Annotated in this window: 16 protein-coding genes; 4 read left to right on the forward strand and 12 right to left on the reverse strand. The window is 44.6% G+C overall.

The window, feature by feature from the left end; genetic code table 11:
• Positions 1–25 precede the first annotated feature (25 nt).
• Complete coding sequence (gene rodA, locus BN6539_RS21395; protein WP_067543142.1) at positions 26–1,129, forward strand: rod shape-determining protein RodA; 1,104 nt, start codon at positions 26–28, stop codon at positions 1,127–1,129.
• A 395-nt stretch (positions 1,130–1,524) separates the two neighbouring features.
• Here rodA and minD read toward each other — a convergent pair whose 3' ends face one another.
• The 6 genes from minD to radC are packed head-to-tail and all read right to left on the reverse strand — an operon-like array spanning position 1,525 to position 8,111.
• Positions 1,525–2,247, reverse strand: coding sequence for a septum site-determining protein MinD (gene minD, locus BN6539_RS21400; protein ID WP_067543145.1), 723 nt, complete (start codon positions 2,245–2,247; stop codon positions 1,525–1,527).
• A 34-nt stretch (positions 2,248–2,281) separates the two neighbouring features.
• Positions 2,282–5,032, reverse strand: a complete 2,751-nt coding sequence (locus BN6539_RS21405; protein WP_067543148.1) for a penicillin-binding transpeptidase domain-containing protein — start codon at positions 5,030–5,032, stop codon at positions 2,282–2,284.
• Positions 5,029–5,529, reverse strand: a complete 501-nt coding sequence (gene mreD / locus BN6539_RS21410; RefSeq protein WP_067543151.1) for a rod shape-determining protein MreD — start codon at positions 5,527–5,529, stop codon at positions 5,029–5,031. The genes BN6539_RS21405 and mreD overlap by 4 nt, the downstream gene beginning before the upstream one ends.
• Positions 5,526–6,344, reverse strand: coding sequence for a rod shape-determining protein MreC (gene mreC / locus BN6539_RS21415; protein ID WP_067543154.1), 819 nt, complete (start codon positions 6,342–6,344; stop codon positions 5,526–5,528). Before mreC ends, mreD begins: the two co-directional genes overlap by 4 nt.
• A 12-nt stretch (positions 6,345–6,356) precedes the next feature.
• Positions 6,357–7,400: a rod shape-determining protein gene (mreB, locus tag BN6539_RS21420; RefSeq protein WP_067543157.1), complete on the reverse strand. Its 1,044-nt coding sequence runs from the start codon at positions 7,398–7,400 to the stop codon at positions 6,357–6,359.
• Between the two features lie 30 nt (positions 7,401–7,430).
• Positions 7,431–8,111, reverse strand: a complete 681-nt coding sequence (gene radC, locus BN6539_RS21425) for a RadC family protein (protein ID WP_067543160.1) — start codon at positions 8,109–8,111, stop codon at positions 7,431–7,433.
• A gap of 181 nt (positions 8,112–8,292) precedes the next feature.
• On the opposite strand from radC, the gene BN6539_RS22045 reads away from it, so the two are divergent.
• Complete coding sequence (locus BN6539_RS22045; RefSeq protein ID WP_074038153.1) at positions 8,293–8,457, forward strand: DUF1540 domain-containing protein; 165 nt, start codon at positions 8,293–8,295, stop codon at positions 8,455–8,457.
• An 82-nt stretch (positions 8,458–8,539) separates the two neighbouring features.
• On the forward strand, positions 8,540–9,172 hold the full coding sequence (gene sigK / locus BN6539_RS21430; protein ID WP_067543164.1) for an RNA polymerase sporulation sigma factor SigK: 633 nt from the start codon (positions 8,540–8,542) through the stop codon (positions 9,170–9,172).
• A 129-nt stretch (positions 9,173–9,301) separates the two neighbouring features.
• Here the strand turns inward: sigK and BN6539_RS21435 are convergent, their stop codons facing one another.
• The gene (locus BN6539_RS21435) at positions 9,302–10,876 is read right to left on the reverse strand and encodes a peptidoglycan D,D-transpeptidase FtsI family protein (protein WP_067543167.1); all 1,575 of its coding nucleotides are present in this window, start codon (positions 10,874–10,876) and stop codon (positions 9,302–9,304) included.
• A gap of 541 nt (positions 10,877–11,417) precedes the next feature.
• Here BN6539_RS21435 and BN6539_RS21440 point away from each other — a divergent pair.
• Positions 11,418–11,606 (forward strand): hypothetical protein, encoded by a 189-nt coding sequence (locus BN6539_RS21440; protein ID WP_067543170.1) that lies wholly within the window; start codon positions 11,418–11,420, stop codon positions 11,604–11,606.
• Positions 11,607–11,746: 140 nt separating this feature from the next.
• Here the strand turns inward: BN6539_RS21440 and BN6539_RS21445 are convergent, their stop codons facing one another.
• The 5 genes from BN6539_RS21445 to BN6539_RS21465 all read right to left on the reverse strand — a co-directional run bounded on the left by BN6539_RS21445 (position 11,747) and on the right by BN6539_RS21465 (position 16,049).
• Positions 11,747–12,988, reverse strand: a complete 1,242-nt coding sequence (locus BN6539_RS21445) for a DUF1015 domain-containing protein (protein WP_067543173.1) — start codon at positions 12,986–12,988, stop codon at positions 11,747–11,749.
• 2 nt (positions 12,989–12,990) lie between these two features.
• Positions 12,991–13,641 (reverse strand): (d)CMP kinase, encoded by a 651-nt coding sequence (cmk, locus tag BN6539_RS21450; RefSeq protein WP_067543176.1) that lies wholly within the window; start codon positions 13,639–13,641, stop codon positions 12,991–12,993.
• Positions 13,642–13,650: 9 nt separating this feature from the next.
• Positions 13,651–14,106, reverse strand: coding sequence for a transcriptional regulator NrdR (nrdR, locus tag BN6539_RS21455; protein ID WP_067543179.1), 456 nt, complete (start codon positions 14,104–14,106; stop codon positions 13,651–13,653).
• Between the two features lie 86 nt (positions 14,107–14,192).
• Positions 14,193–14,435: a PRC-barrel domain-containing protein gene (locus BN6539_RS21460; RefSeq protein ID WP_067543182.1), complete on the reverse strand. Its 243-nt coding sequence runs from the start codon at positions 14,433–14,435 to the stop codon at positions 14,193–14,195.
• 201 nt (positions 14,436–14,636) lie between these two features.
• Complete coding sequence (locus BN6539_RS21465; protein WP_067543185.1) at positions 14,637–16,049, reverse strand: alanine/glycine:cation symporter family protein; 1,413 nt, start codon at positions 16,047–16,049, stop codon at positions 14,637–14,639.
• Positions 16,050–16,064: the final 15 nt, after the last annotated feature.

Genomic DNA, 16,064 nt, shown 5'->3' on the forward strand with positions numbered 1-16,064 from the left:
ATGTCAAGAACAAGAGGGGAAAACTATGAACAATTTTTCAAATTTAATTAAAAACGTTGATAAAGCCATGATCATCGTCATCGGTCTGCTGGCGGCTACCAGTATTCTGATGATTGGCAGCACACAAATTAGTACAGGCTTCTTCAGCCGTGATGTCATTGTTCAGATTGCAGCTTACATACTGGGGACAATCGCCATCTTCGTCATCCTATCATTTAACTACAGCATGTTCTCCGGGTTAGAGAAATATTTGTACATCTTGTCATTAGTGCTGTTGCTGATGGTTTATATCCCGGGATTGGGTATGGAACAATTTGGCGCCAGATCCTGGATCAATCTGAGGGTTATCACCATCCAGCCATCTGAAATCGTAAAAATTCTGTTTATCCTGATCATGGCCGGATATCTCAACGAACATCGGGACGACCTATACAATTTTAAGGGACTGATCAAAGCCGGCATCGTGGCCGCACCGATTATCGTCATCGTCCTTAAGGAGGACCTGGGAAGCGCGCTGGTTTTTGCCGCCATTTGGGTCGTGATGATCTTCTTCGCTGGCATCAACCTGAAGGTGTTCGCAAAGTTCTTCGCTCTGGTAGTCGCTGCCGTGCCCGTAGCCTACGTGTTTATGGCGGAGTACCAACGAGAGCGTATCGAAGCCTTTCTCCATCCAGAAAACCTGGACTTGTCAGGCAATTACCAGGTATGGCAGTCAAAGATTGCCATCGGCTCCGGCGGTGTGTTCGGCAAAGGCCTGTTTAACGGCACGCAAAAGGAATTGGATTTTATTCCGGTCCAAACATCAGACTTTATTTTTTCTGTCATCGGTGAAGAGTTAGGCATGATTGGTGGACTAGCTGTCATCGGTCTATTTACGATCTTGCTTGTACGCATGGCCAATATTGTCAGGAATTCTCTGGATTTCTATGGTGCTCTGGTTGTGGCCGGAATCATCGGCATGTTCGCCTTCCAGATCTTTGAGAACATCGCTATGACCATCGGACTGATGCCGGTTACTGGTATCACCCTTCCATTCCTCAGTTACGGCGGTTCTTCCATCATCTCCAATATGCTGGCTCTGGGGCTGGTGTTAGATGTTGGTATGCGCAGTAAAGGAATTAATTTTTAAAGGACATGAAAAAGATACTGCTGGGCAAGCAGTATCTTTTTTGAAAAATAAATGATTTATATCAAAGGAACATCTGTGATTCTAAATGTATTCCCTTGCCGGCGTAAAACTCATCAATGGCTTCATAGAAAGCATCGAGACAATCCCAATCTGCATTCGGACCGATATCGCATTTCTCATATTTCTCTTATTACTCATAGGTTTCTCCTAATCACAAAATATTTGATTCTTTCTATATATAGCTTAAGTCTTGTATTAGACTTAATCTGATACAAGACTATTTTATCATTCGTTCCATACTCTTTCTAAAAAAATGATTAGAAGATTTGGTAAAAAATGCGGGTCTGCAAAGTAAAAATCCCCCTGGATATTCCAGAGGGATAATTGTTTGCTCGCTACGCATTTAAAATTCGATCTGTGATTTTGTCGAAGTTTTCCTGTATATAAGTACCATCTTTCAGCACGATAGGCACGCCTAGATTGGTTGAAATCTGAATGTTCTCGTCAAATTGAATTACGCCTGCAAGAGGCGGACGCATAATCGTCGTGATTTCACGCAGCCGCGGCGCAAATCCGGATGACATCATTTCCGCAATGACCTTGTTGAGAACGACATAGCGGTTCTTAATCCCCAGCTTCAGCAGCTCACGATCCAAAGTATCCGCGTCGCGCAGGGCTGAATACTCGGGCATGGTGACGATGATAGCTTCATCTGTCCCGGCCGCAGAAAGGACCAGGCCGTCGTCGATGCCGGAAGGCGCGTCGATGATGACATAATCATAGGTGTTCTTCAGCTTCTCACACAAAACCTGCATGTGCAGCGGTGTCAAAGTTCCATCGTCTCTGGACGGTGAAGCTGCCATGACGTATAACTCTTCAAAGCGCTTATCCTTGATCAAAGCCTGCTTGATGCGGCATACGCCGGTCAGAACATCGTACACATCGTATACTACATTGTTTTCGAGTCCAAAATATAAGTCAAGATTTCGCAGGCCCAGGTCCAGATCCAGTATTACCACGCTGTTTCCTCTTTTTGCAAGAGTCGCACCAAAATTTGCTGCAAACATAGTCTTTCCTGTCCCGCCCTTCCCAGACGCAATTAAAAATACTTTGCCCATTTCTTCCTCCAATCAATTATAGCTATCGTCTTTTTTATTGTACTTTGTTCGTTCCGTCGATGTCTGTCTTCGTAGTCTTTACTTTCTTGTCGCCATAGACGTTCAGATAGTCGGCGATGATATCTTTTGCAACTGGCGCTGCTGAGGATGAATATCCGCCCTGAATCAGCAATACGGCTACGGCAATCTTCGGATTATCCGCCGGCGCCATAGCAATGGTCCAGGCGTTGTAGTCATAGCCGCCTTTTCCACTGTCAATCATACCCTGGGTAATCTTGTAATTGCTGGCCTTGATGACAGCGTCGTCAACAGTCTTGTCCTCAGTTGAGTATCTCTCTGGTTCTTCTTCCATCATCTTTTCCATAGTCTTTTTCACCTTGGACCAGGTGACAGAAGTTCCGGCAGCGGCGTTGAGCGTGCCGAGACGGTTCTTGACATACTTCACTTCACTTGCAGGCTGCTTGATAGCCTGGTATTCCGCCGTTCCGGTCTTACCAGCTACCTCCACCGGGAAGTTGCCGAATACGCCTGAAAGGGTACCGCTGGAGCATACGCGCTTCATGCCTTTGATGACTTCATCCAAAGTTCCGGCCTTTAAATTCAAATCTGTAGCCTTGTCTTTTTTCGTTGCACCTTCGCCTTCCACGCCGGCCACAACGCTGACCTGATTTCTGACGCCGTTGTTTCCTAAGGTCGCCACGTAGTTAGCCATCTGCAGCGGCGTATAGGCGTTGTCGCCCTGACCGATAGACAGGTTAAACTGGTCACCGGTGGTCCATTGAGCCTGAATAAAGTAGTCGAATTTAACTGTAGATGCTACGTTCTCAATCTGATCCTTCTTGACGTCAGTCTTTTCCTTCAGCAGTTGAACCACTTCTTCGTAATCCGGGTTGTCCTTCGTCCAGCCGGAGATGGTCTCCATATTTTTCTTCAGCTTGTCATAATCGTCCACGACTGCAGCTGGGAAAAGTTTGTGCGCGTTGATATACAGATAATTTTCCACACCGATTTCATAGGTTTCCAACTTTGTCTCTTCAGAAGCTAAGTCATTGGTAAATTCCCCAATTTCGATGCCCGTCTTATCTGCCAGACCGAACTGCTTGGCGGTATTCAAAATCTTGTCTACCGTGATTTTCTGTGAATAACCTAATGATGCGCCGGTACCCCAGTCTTTTCCTGTTGCAATGCAGAAGAAGTAATAGTTACAGGAGTTTCCGATACCCCACTCCAGGGTTTCGTTGCCGTGGGTGCCGCCATAGTCGTTCCAGGCGGAACAGGCGAACTCTCTGTCGCCGTATTTGATAACGCCCCTGTCAGTGATATAGCGATTAGGATCTAAGCCGCATTCCAAAGCGGCAATGGCTGTAATCGGTTTAAATGTGGATCCTGGAGCGATGGAAGTCCTGGTCGCATTATTCATCAGCGGTCTCGGCGCCAGATAGTCTCTCTCATTTTCCGGCTGCACCGACTCCCAGGCCTTGGTGGAGATGCCGTTTGCAAAGATATTGGGATCGAAATCAGGATAGCTGGCCATAGCCAGAACATCGCCTGTTTCTATATCACTGGCAACGACAGCACCGCTGCTGCTGTTAGCCGCACTGGCGATGGCCCTCTTTAAAGCCTGTTCCGCCGTCTTCTGCAAATCTAAATCGATGGTCAGATAGACGTCCGAGCCTTTTTCCGCCTCTGTTTCTTCTAAGGTTTCCACGTATTCACCGCTGCTGTTGACCTTGATCTTGCGAATGCCCGGGGTGCCGTGGAGCTTTTCCTCCAAAGCAGCTTCAATGCCGTCTTTACCAATCAAATCGCTGGCGCTGTAGCCCTTTTCCACATACTCCTTCGACTCACTCTCTGAAATGGAACCCATGTAGCCGATAATATGGGCCGCTGTGTTTTTGTTTGGATAGTACCGCTTCGTCTCAGAAGAGACTTCCAGTCCCGGAATGCCCGACTCCTCGATGTAAGCGATGGTTTTTTTGCTGATATCAGATGCAACCTTGATCGGGATATACCGTGTAAATCCATTGGTCGCAATCTCGTTTCTAATGATAAAAATCTTGCGCGCTTCTTTGTCGCTGAGAGATTTATCGATTTCATAGTTCTTTCTCAGCTTTTGGAAGCAGGCTTTGGCCGACACGCCTTTTTTTATTTCGTCTTTTTCAAATCCAAACTTTTCGAGAAACGCTGCCAGTTCGTTATCGTAAGTGTATGTCATACTCTTGACGGAAATAGGCGGATCCAGATTGTATTTGGTCTGCAGCGTTTCCATAGCAGTATAACGCTGTTCGGGATTGGCCTCACTGTAGTCAACTTTGTATTTGATACAGAGTTTGCTGAAGGCCTCCTTCGCCGACAGATTATCGGCAAAGCCCTGTTTTCTCAGCCATGTTTTGATTTTCTCTTTATACGTATAATAATATGTTCCGGAATCGGTGATTTTGATTGGAAAATTGTCGGTATACTTATCGCCGTTTTTAATCAGTAAATTAATCAGCTTCAGCGAGGATGAATTGATTTCTTCCGTACTCAAGGCGCTGGCGTTGAAGTTTACGGTAAAAACCTGCTTGTTCAAGGCCAGTGCATTCCCGTTCCGATCGTATATATTTCCCCTCGGAGCAGACGTCTGAATCGTCTTCGTATTCTGATCAGAAGCTTTCGCTGTCCAATCGTCATGCTGCAGAACAGTGACGACAAAAAGCCTTATGGCTAAAATAGCCATAAGGACAAAGATGATTGCCACAATCTGCCGATATCTCGAATTGAATAGTTTTATATTCTTGTTCATCTAAAATACCTATCTCTTCTGTGCTTAATAACCCTTTTAATTAGTACGAAATAAAGTATCGCTGCAACAACTGTATTGAACAGAAGCTGCCAAGGCAGAGACTTCATCGCGTATAGATAACTGTATGGACTGCCGATAAAATAGTAGACCAGCCAGTAAACAGATGCATACATCCATGTTGACAAAAGCATCGTAATCAATGCGTTGATAAAATTTTCTTTGTTTGCAAACCTTTTCAATAGTAGTACCGCCACCCCTACTGCTACCAGGGAAAATGCACCCGGACCTGCGTACATACCATAGAACAAATCGCCGGCAAGGCCAAACACCAGCCCAAAGAAAATCCCTATTACAGTTTCATCATATAGAAACGTCATGATGACAGTGAGGCAAAGAATCAGATTCACATTCCCACCAAATGCCGGAATCAAGTTGTGGAAAAAAGGCTGCAAGATAAATGCCGCTAAAAAGAGTATGAACCCCTGCCAGTACTTCATAGAATCACCGAAACTTTCTGCAGCGATTTAAACTCTACGGAAGGCTTGATGGTCACCTTCTGCAACTGTGCATTGCTGTCATATTTCACTTTTGTTACTTTTCCGATTTCAATTCCAGCTGGATACATACCCATGCCGGAAGTGATGATCTTGTCACCTTCGGAAACCTTGGCTTTGTTGTCCAGCATAAATCCGGATAGTTTGCCGTCAGCAGAACCTTCGACAACACCGATCAACTGCAGATTTCCAGAAATCTTAAAACTGATTTTGCTGGATTCGTCGATGAGAGAGGTTACTTTCGCCCAGCCTTTTCCTACAGAATTCACTCTGCCGACCAAGCCGTCACCGCAGATGACGATACTGCCCTGTTTGACGCCGCTCTCACTGCCGCAGTCGATGGTAAAGATATTCATCCAGTTGGTTCCATCCATGGAGACCACATCGGCAGAGACCAAATCCCCTGCTCCGTCGATGCCCTTATAGTTGAGCACCTTTGATAGTGCTTTCAGTTCTTTCAGTTCATTCGCTGAAAGAGTCAGGCTGGTCACCTGCTGTTTTAATTCTTCATTCTCTTTTTTTAGTTGTTCGTTTTCATTTTGAATCCGTTTATATGAAAATATACCCGACACATTATCAGAGATGCCCCCTGCAACCTTTGAAACCGGTTTTTCAACGACAGAATACACGCTGTTTAAAATATTTGTAAAGATATTCCCCCTGCCGCCAGACGCAACGGAACCGACCAGCACCACGAGGCTGATCAGGATAATTGCCAAAAGAAAACTGATTAACTTGTGATTTTTAATCCACTTCATACCCTACTTTTCCTATCTTCTATTTATACTCGTTGCATAAATTTTCAACTTTTCAATATCGTTGAGACTCATACCGGTCCCCTGTGCTACAGCTTCAAACGCATTCTCTGCAATTCTGGCTTTCATACCGGTTCTCTTTTCGATGACCATGTCTAAATTATGAATCATGCCGCCGCCTCCCGAAAGGATCATTCCATTAGAAGCGATATCGGCAGCGATTTCTGGCGGAGCTTTTTCGATGGTTGACTTGACGCCGTCGATGATGATGTCGATGGATTCCTGCAGTGCAATCATGATATCACGGTTGGACACTTCCAGGGTCTTTGGCAGTCCGGAAATAATATCCCTGCCACTAGCTTCTACCGATTCTATGATTTCATCCCCATTTTCATCGATATCCAGACAAGCGGAACCTACTGCAATCTTCAGATGTTCTGCCGTTTTCTCTCCGATCAGAAGGGCATGTCTTTTTCTCATATATTGAATAATCGCATCATTGAATTTATCCCCAGCATGCCTGATAGAGGAACTGGCCACGATACCGCCCAAAGCGATGATAGCAATGTCAGTGGTTCCGCCGCCAATGTCGGCAATCATGCAGGCAGTAGAACTGTCAACGTCCAAACCAGCGCCGATTGCTGCCGCCATAGGTTCTTCCAGTATGTAGACCTCTGATGCGCCCATCTGTCTGACAACTTCTTCTACGGCTCTCTTTTCAACTTCTGTTACACCGCTGGGCACGCCGACGACCACTCTGAAGTTTTTTACTTTGTTAGCTGACACCGCTTTCTCTATAAAGGCTTTCAGCATGTCCGCAGTTCTGTCAAAATCAGAGATGACTCCGTCCTGCAGCGGCCGCACCACATCGATATTGCTCGGCGCTTTGCCAATCATGTCTTTCGCGTCAAAGCCGACAGCCAGAGTGACGCCTCTTCTCCTGTCCATGGCAATGACAGAAGGCTCGTTGAGCACGATACCGCTGTCCTTTATGTAAATCAAGGTATTTGCAGTCCCTAAATCAATTCCCATGTCCTTTGCCGAAAATAAATTAAACATTCTATATTACCTCCAAAATTTCAATAATGCTTAGTCGATGAGATCCATTTCTCTCATGCTTGAAAATTTCCCATCACCGATGATGATATGATCCAAAACTCGGATTCCCAATAGTTCCCCGCTGTCAGTCAGTCTTTTGGTCGTCTGTATGTCTTCCTGACTGGGACTGGGATCTCCGCTTGGATGATTGTGAACAAAGATGACAGCAGCAGCGCTTTTCCTGATTGCCTGACTAAAAACTTCTCTCGGGTGAACTACCGTGCTGGACAGTTCTCCCACAGAGACTTCATCTACGGTGATAATCTCCCCCTTTGCGTTGACGAGCACACATCGGAAGTGTTCTTTCTTCATGTATCGCAGTTCCTCCATGAACATTCTGGCAACATCGTCAGAACTCTCAATGGAGACTTTTTCAGTTACGGGAGAGGCTGCTATTCTCTTCCCCAGCTCAATGGCCGCCAAAATAGTGCACGCCTTCATTGTTCCAATCCCGTCCACTTCCATCAAGTCTTCCAAGGAGCTTTCGCCTAGCCTGCCAATCCCTGTCGGGCATAAAGCAAGCACATCTTCTGCCAGCCTGATGGCTGACTTGTTCTTGGTGCCTGTATGAATAATCAAAGCCAGTAATTCAGAATTCGTTAATCTTCCTATTCCTAGTATGCACGCTTTTTCAACAGGTCTTTCATTTTCTGGCAATAATTTTATCTGCATTTTCTTCCTCCATGCGAATAAAATTTGCCACACCCTTACAAAATAACAGTTTTTGAATTAATCGCAAAATATCACGTTAAATTATATCATTATTTGTCTTTTCTTACAAGCAAAAGACCTTAATATTTTTCGCTTTAACGGGCAAAATAATACAGTAAAAACAATTTAGGAGGTAGTTAATATGAGTTGTAATGCTAATTCACACATCAAGTGCACAGTTACCCAGTGCAAAAACCATTCGAAGGATACTGACTGTTGTTCTCTTAACAGCATCACAGTTGGAACCCACGAAGCAAACCCTACAATGTACGAGTGTACAGACTGCATGTCATTTGAACTGAAATAGGTCCATGCCGTTTTTTAGGTAGCCATGCACTTTACCCCTTCTTCTCGCATATAGTTTATAATTCGAAGAGGGGGTTACATATATGAGCAGTTCCTTTCCACTGCCACTATCCGAAAATGAAGAAAAAGAATACGTAGAGCTGATGGAAGCTGGCGACCCCAACGCGAAAGACGTCCTAATAGAGAGAAATCTCCGTCTCGTCGCTCACATTGCCAGGAAATATACCGGCCCTAATACGTCCCAGGAGGATTTGATTTCCATAGGTACCATTGGGTTGATAAAAGCAATCAATACATACACAAGTAAAAGAGCAGCAAGGCTTGCAACTTATGCTGCCAGATGCATAGAAAACGAAATACTGATGAGTATCAGGACTTCAAAGAAGAATAAGCAAGAAGTATCTATCAGTCTGCCAATCGGTATTGACAAAGATGGAAACGAAATCAGCTTTAACGATATTCTCGGTACCGACCCTGATGAAATCGTCGACAATCTGAACTTAAAATTTCAGGTTCGCGAGTTATATGGAGTCATCGACAAAGTGCTCTCGCCCCGAGAGCGAGAAATAATAAATCTGCGCTACGGTCTTGATGGTCAAGGTCCGAGGACGCAGCGTGAGATCGCTGCCTCCATGGATATCAGCCGTTCCTACGTATCCAGAATAGAGAAAAAGGCTCTGTCAAAGCTCCGATCTGAGCTGGAAAAATATGAATAAGTAATCAAATGACGCCCCAAGTTCTGAATATAGCCAGAACTTGGGGCGTCATTGTATCAAGTTACCTTAACATCCTCTTCCTTCTGCGCAAAAGAGTAAATGCGTATTAGGAACTATCGTCTCTCTAAATCAATAAAGATAATTTACAATTTCTTCAAAGACTGGCAGTGCAGAACTGCTTCCTGTTTTTCCATTCTCAGCAATGACCGTCACGGTATATTCTGGATTTTCGGCTGGAAAATATCCTGTAAACCAGCCGTGCACAGTTTCGTTATTTCCGCCGCCTGCTTCCGCAGAGCCTGTTTTTCCGGCTGCTGTCACATGGGTCTGACTGCCGGCAGCGGTACCTTCCACCATGACTCTTTCCATCATTTCACCGACTTCTGTAGCAGTCGCTTCAGTTAAAACTCTCTGCCCCGCATCCTCTTCATTTTGCTGGCTCATGATGACGGATAAATTGTGATCAATTCCTTTGTTCGCGATGATGTTGGTCATCTTAGCAATCTGTATCGGCGTAACTAAAAGACTGCCCTGGCCTATGGATAAATTGGATAAGCCGCTGTACTCTCTTTCACTTTCATCTGGGAAACTGCCGGCTTCTTCATCGGGAAATCCCGCTATCGTTGTCTTTCCAAGACCCATGCGGCGCGCCATCTCGATGATATTTTCAGAGCCGGTCTTTTTGCCTAGCTGGGCGAAATAGCAGTTACACGACTTTGCAAAGGCCTGGCCCAGATCTAAGGTACCGTGGCCATCCTGTTTTTCTTCACAGATTAAATCGACGCCGTTTATGGTCACTTTCCCTTTACAGTCAAAGGTATCATCCATTGAGATGCTGCCGCTCTCAAGGGCAGCTGCCGCTACGACGATTTTGAAGACAGACCCTGGCGGATATAAACCTTGTATCGCTTTGTTGATTAATTCGCCATTTTCAGAAGTCAGATAGCTGTCCAAGTGGTTGGGGTCAAATACCGGTGAGCTAGCCATAGCCATAACCTGTCCAGTCTTAACCTGGAGTACGACAACAGCGCCTGAAACATCGTTATCGTTGAGAATCTCTTCTACTTTCTTCTGCAGATTTGCATCCACTGTGGTCACCAAAGCAGAAGGATTTACTTTATCTCCCGTCCCTTGTTCAGTTATTCCAATGCCTTTGATTGGCTCACCAATACCATTTCCCATCATGGATACGACTGCTGGAGAAGAGGCCAGACGGTCCTGGAACATTTTTTCCAGGCCAGAGACGCCTGTGCTGTCAGAATCGTTTAGATATCCGATCAGATGTGCCGCAATTTGATTTTCATCATATCTGCTGCTGCCGCAAAAAACATAAGCGCCAAAATCATTGACCAGTTTTTCATTGACGTAACGATCAAATTTCTGTGCCTTATATACTACGTAATTGTCCCCTTTTGTACCCGCAATTTGCCCGCCAATCTGGCTGATTAAGGTTTCCATCTTCACAGTACAGTCTTTTTTATTCAGTAAGTAATAATAGCTGGAGCAGGAGTCAGTCAGCCTGACAAGATTTCTGTCATAGATTGTTCCTCTGGCATCCTCACTTCGAATTTGGATAGCATACTGTCCCTGGGCGCCTTTCTCAAGCTCTTCATGACACATGACCTGAATATAATACAGTCTGCCACAAAGGCCTGCTAAAACGACAATGCTGAGTATAAATACGATTCTGACCCTTTTCTTCATAAAATCCTCCCAAACTCTCCGTGAAATGAAAAACTCTAAAGATATTTTTACCTTCAAAGGCTTTTGTTATACACGACATTCTGCTGCATACTCGATGTATTCTTTCTCATCTTTTCAAAACTGATTTCATCTACAATTATTTACTGTAATATATTTACAATACATGATAGAAAGGATCGATACAGATATATGGAGAAGAACAAGGAAAGTATACAGTTCACAATCAAGGAGGATCTCATGTTCAGTCTCGTCATGCAGGATATGGATTTATGCAAGGGACTTATTGAAAGAATTTTACCATGGAAAAAAATTTGCGAACTTCAGTTTCCAGAATTATGACAGCAAAAACAACTTGCCATACGGAGACAGTTCCTTTAAAATAATAGTAAATACAACGTGTTCAAGGAAAAACACACCCCTCGAGCTGATACCTTTTTTCAATTATGTAAACGATATGGAGGTGCCGGAGAATGATACATTCATCCACGCACTTCATTGCCGGGTGGAAAATTTCAATACTTCAGAATAGAGGCGGAGACTGATGACACTGGAAGAACAGATGCGGCTTGATCAAGAGAAATCTTATGCCGAGGGCAAGAATGGGGGGTTTGTCGAAGGCAAGAATCAGAGCAAAAAAGAAGTTGCCTTGAAAATAAAGGCTGAAGGAATTGGACCGTCTTTGATATTAAAAATTACTGGTCTTTCCATGGAAGAAATTGAAAAGCTTTAGCCTATCATAAAACGAATATCATTCAAAATAAAAAGCGTAGGAGCCTGTTTCAGATATCACAGTCCTACGCTTTTAAACTGATTCAATGCAAGGCAAAACGCCTGACATCTGTTATAACCGGGCAACAACGTCACAAAATTCTACAGTCTATGCATAAATAAGCCGCTGCCGATCTTTGGTTCAAACCAGGTGGATTTTGGCGGCATGATTTCTCCATGGTCTGCGATGTTCATCAGCTCCTCCATGGACACCGGATATACCGCAAATGCCACTTTCATATCCAGGGTCGCTCGCCGTTCCAATTCCTTTAAACCTCTGATTCCTCCCACAAAGTCAATTCGCTGATCTATGCGCGGATCTTCAATTTTAAGAATCGGCGCCAGAAGGTTTTGCTGTAAAATAGAAACGTCTAGTGCGCCAATGAGATCGTCAGGGATGATTCGTTCTTCGCAGACCAGCTTATACCAATGGCCTTCCAAATACATGGAGAATTCATGGATTGCGTCAGGTCTGTACGGCATGCTGCCTTCATCGGTAACCGTAAAGCCTGCCTCAGCGATTTTTTGCAGAAACGCTTCTTTTGTGTATCCTGCCAAATCTTTGACGACCCTGTTATAATCGTAGATGCGCAAATCCTTGTCTGGAAAAATCACTGCCATAAAAAAGTTAAACTCTTCCTCTCCAGTATAATCCGGATGCTGCTCCCGTCTCAGTTCCCCCACCTTACATGCCGATGCGCTTCTATGATGTCCGTCAGCAATGTAGAAGTCCGGCACCTGATCGAAAAGTCCGCAGAGAGATTTGATTAAATCGTTGTCATCAATCACCCATAACGTATGGCCAACGCCGTCTCTTGAGACAAAATCATATTCTGGCTCTCGTCCCTGTATATAGCCTTCTATCAATGTTCTAATTTTCAAATTATCCCTATATGTCAAAAAGACAGGCTCCGTATTCGCATTACAGACATCGAAGTGATTGATCCTGTCTATCTCTTTTTCCACTCTTGTAAACTCATGCTTCTTAATAATGTTATTTTCATAATCGTCGATGCTGACGCAGCCAACGATTCCTGTCTGATGGCGTCCATTCATCTGCTGCCTGTAGATGTACAGAGCAGGCCTCTCCTCCTCGATAAAAACGCCGCTGTCGAGGTTCTCTTCGATATTCTGTTTTGCTTTCTCGTAGACCGACTTGTCATAAGGATCTTTCATCTCCGGCAAATCGATCTCTGCTCTGCTGATATGCAGGAAACTGCATGGATTGCCTGCTGCCATCTGCACGGCTTCTTTCCTATTCATGACATCGTAAGGCAGTGCGACTACCTTGTCTGCTCTGTCCTTTGCCGGCCGCACTGCTTTAAATGGTTTGACTACTGCCATAATTACTTCATCTCCTTACAAATATATTCTATGACTTCTTCTATGGTCATGTTCGTCGTATCTACTTCTATGGCATCCTCCGCCTTTCTGAGAGGCGTGATTTCTCTGGTCGAATCGTTATGGTCTCTGTCCGTAATATCTGCCAAAACCTGATCGTAGTTCACTTTTTGCCCTTTTTCTATCAGTTCGTTATATCTGCGTTTGGCCCGTTCCTCAGGCGATGCGGTAATAAAAAATTTGTATTCCGCATCTGGGAAGACGACGGTACCGATATCCCGACCGTCCATGACTACGCTCTTTGCTCGTCCCATTTTCTGTTGCAGGTCCACCAGCTTCTCCCTGACGATACCTACTGCCGAACAGCTGGAAGCCTGTTTTGATATTTCCGGTGTACGAATCAAGTCATTGATTACCTGGCCGTCCAAGATAATATCCCCTTTGGAAAAATCAATTTCAGTCGTATCCAAAAGTCGCTGTATGCCTTCCAAATCATCGACATTGATACCCTTTTTCAGCATCTTATACCCGATGGCCCGATACATCGCTCCTGTATCGATATAGTCGATACCCAGTCTCTGTGCTACAGCCTTTGCAATGGTACTTTTACCCGCTCCGCTAGGTCCATCTACTGCGATTCTAATCATATCTTCCATCTTCGTCTCCTATTTGTTACCGATCAATTTTTCGATTTCTTTGATAAAAGTATTGACATCTGTGAACTGTCTATACACTGAAGCAAATCTTACATAAGCCACTTCGTCTACCTTTTTCAACTGATCCATAATCAATTCCCCGATAAAGGTGCTGTCAATTTCTTTTTCCATCATATTGTTGAGACCACGTTCGATTTCATCGACAATTCTCTCAATCTCAGCCATAGATACCGGCCTTTTTTCGCAAGCTTTGACGATACCGTTCATCACCTTTCCGCGGTCAAAGGCTTCCCTGCGGCCGTCCTTTTTTATAATCATAATGATAGATTCTTCTACTTTTTCATATGTGGTAAAACGCTTGCCGCAGCTTTCGCAGCCCCTTCTCCTTCTGATGGCATGTCCTTCCTCCGTCGGTCTTGAATCAATTACTTTCGTATCTGGATTTTCACAATATGGACATCTCATTTTGTCCCTCCCGTTGTTTATCTACAAGTAAAAATTGTAATATTCATTATTGTACTACATATTGTGTTTATTTTCCACAGAATTTATCAAAACGTATCTAAATCTACTAAGACTACATCATCGCCGATGGTTCTAATCCTGTCCCATTTTATGACGAAATCATCTTCTCTGCTGCCAAAAAATCGAAAGATACCTTTTTCTGCCGGTATTACAATACCATCGATGGTCCCCGCTTCCAAATTCACCTCTATATCGTAAATAAATCCTAAGCTTCTTCCATCGTGAATATTGATCACTTCTTTGTTTTTCAGTTTGTCCGTACTCAGCATTCCTTGTCCCTCCATCCTATCGTTCGTATACAAGAATATATATATTCGCCGGTCAAAGGGATTATGCATCGATACTAATAAAAAGTGGCTGTCCCCACTCCTCTGCACACCCCGCTTTTAAATTCATAGGAATTGCGTTCTTGCAATTTCTTATGAATTAAAAGAGCCGTACTTCTTTTGTTAAAGTACGGCTGTCAAATGTTACGCGCTGATTTTCATATGTGCTTCTTTCTCAAAATATTCTTTTGTTTCTTTTGCGACAACGCCGCTGAGCGCCACGAGGGCGATTAGATTAGGAATTGCCATCAGGCCATTGAAGATATCTGCAATCGTCCATACCGCTTCTACTGTCAGGAATGGTCCAATCAAAACCGCTAGTATGTAAATCCATTTATAGGTCATAAGCACATTCTTTTTCTTTCCTACCAGATATTCCAGGCATCTTTCTGAATAATAGTCCCAGCCGAGAATCGTAGTAAAGGCGAAGAATGCCAGACAGAGCATCAGAACGAAAGCGCCCGTGCTTTGACTCCAAGGCAGACCCTGTCCAAAAGCGTAAGCAGTACATTCTGCCCCTTCCAGCCCCTGATCCATAGCGCCGGTCATAATCAAAGTAGTACCGGTCATCGTACAGATGACGATGGTATCGATGAAGGTTCCTGTCATAGAAATCAGGCCCTGTCTCACCGTGGTCTTAGTCTTCGCCGCTGCAGCCGCAATCGGCGCACTGCCGAGACCAGCTTCATTGGAGAAGATACCTCTGGCAACGCCCTTCTGCATTGCTACCATCATAGCGCCCAGCGCTCCGCCAGCCATAGCTCGAAGTCCAAAGGCGGATTTGACAATTTCGACAATTGCAGCCGGAAAATCCTTAATGTGATAGATGATGATAGAAAGACAAATGACAACATACATCACTGCCATAAATGGCACGATAATGGTCGTCACGCTGGAAATACGTTTGATGCCGCCGATGACGACCAAGGCTGTAGCAACTGCCACGACTACTGCCGCCGCTACCGTTGCAATGGAGTACTCCCCGCCAAACAGGGAAATCATGTGCTGGCTGTCAGGGTCAGCAAAGTTCTTTACAGCAGAAGCGATTCCGTTAACTTGTGTAATGGTGCCGATGCCCAAAAGGCCTGCGCCTACACCAAAAATCGAAAAAAGCTTAGCCAGCCATTTCCAGTTGGCCCCCATTCCTTTTTCGATGTAATAGAAAGGACCTCCCAAAGCATGACCTTCTTCGTCTATGGTCCTATATTTTACGGCTAAGAGACCTTCTGAATACTTGGTCGCCATGCCAAAGAATGCTGCCAGGATCATCCAGAATAGGGCGCCTGGTCCGCCTGCCGCTACTGCCGTAGCCACGCCTACGATGTTACCTGTACCGATGGTGGCCGCCATTGCTGTACAGAAAGCGCCGAAGCTGGTGACTTCACCCTCCGCTCCTTCTTCATTGGTCAGCATAAATTTCAGGGCTTTTCCCAGTTTTCTAACCTGGACCACTTTCACTCTACACGTCAAAAGGATACCTGTACCCATAATTAGTACAATGAGCGGTATGCCCCAGACAAAATCGTCAATACTCTTTAAAACTTCTGTTAAATTCATTCTTTCATCTCCTCT

This window comes from Emergencia timonensis (genome assembly GCF_900086585.1).
GTDB classification, from domain to species: Bacteria; Bacillota; Clostridia; order Peptostreptococcales; family Anaerovoracaceae; genus Senimuribacter; species Senimuribacter timonensis.

Excerpts from the sequence above, each read along its gene's own strand:
- rodA (WP_067543142.1), top strand. The coding sequence starts at position 26 with ATGAACAATTTTTCAAATTTAATTAAAAACGTTGATAAAGCCATGATC.
- minD (WP_067543145.1), bottom strand. The coding sequence starts at position 2,247 with ATGGGCAAAGTATTTTTAATTGCGTCTGGGAAGGGCGGGACAGGAAAG.
- BN6539_RS21405 (WP_067543148.1), bottom strand. The coding sequence starts at position 5,032 with ATGAACAAGAATATAAAACTATTCAATTCGAGATATCGGCAGATTGTG.
- mreD (WP_067543151.1), bottom strand. The coding sequence starts at position 5,529 with ATGAAGTACTGGCAGGGGTTCATACTCTTTTTAGCGGCATTTATCTTG.
- mreC (WP_067543154.1), bottom strand. The coding sequence starts at position 6,344 with ATGAAGTGGATTAAAAATCACAAGTTAATCAGTTTTCTTTTGGCAATT.
- mreB (WP_067543157.1), bottom strand. The coding sequence starts at position 7,400 with ATGTTTAATTTATTTTCGGCAAAGGACATGGGAATTGATTTAGGGACT.
- radC (WP_067543160.1), bottom strand. The coding sequence starts at position 8,111 with ATGCAGATAAAATTATTGCCAGAAAATGAAAGACCTGTTGAAAAAGCG.
- BN6539_RS22045 (WP_074038153.1), top strand. The coding sequence starts at position 8,293 with ATGAGTTGTAATGCTAATTCACACATCAAGTGCACAGTTACCCAGTGC.
- sigK (WP_067543164.1), top strand. The coding sequence starts at position 8,540 with ATGAGCAGTTCCTTTCCACTGCCACTATCCGAAAATGAAGAAAAAGAA.
- BN6539_RS21435 (WP_067543167.1), bottom strand. The coding sequence starts at position 10,876 with ATGAAGAAAAGGGTCAGAATCGTATTTATACTCAGCATTGTCGTTTTA.
- BN6539_RS21440 (WP_067543170.1), top strand. The coding sequence starts at position 11,418 with ATGACACTGGAAGAACAGATGCGGCTTGATCAAGAGAAATCTTATGCC.
- BN6539_RS21445 (WP_067543173.1), bottom strand. The coding sequence starts at position 12,988 with ATGGCAGTAGTCAAACCATTTAAAGCAGTGCGGCCGGCAAAGGACAGA.
- cmk (WP_067543176.1), bottom strand. The coding sequence starts at position 13,641 with ATGGAAGATATGATTAGAATCGCAGTAGATGGACCTAGCGGAGCGGGT.
- nrdR (WP_067543179.1), bottom strand. The coding sequence starts at position 14,106 with ATGAGATGTCCATATTGTGAAAATCCAGATACGAAAGTAATTGATTCA.
- BN6539_RS21460 (WP_067543182.1), bottom strand. The coding sequence starts at position 14,435 with ATGCTGAGTACGGACAAACTGAAAAACAAAGAAGTGATCAATATTCAC.
- BN6539_RS21465 (WP_067543185.1), bottom strand. The coding sequence starts at position 16,049 with ATGAATTTAACAGAAGTTTTAAAGAGTATTGACGATTTTGTCTGGGGC.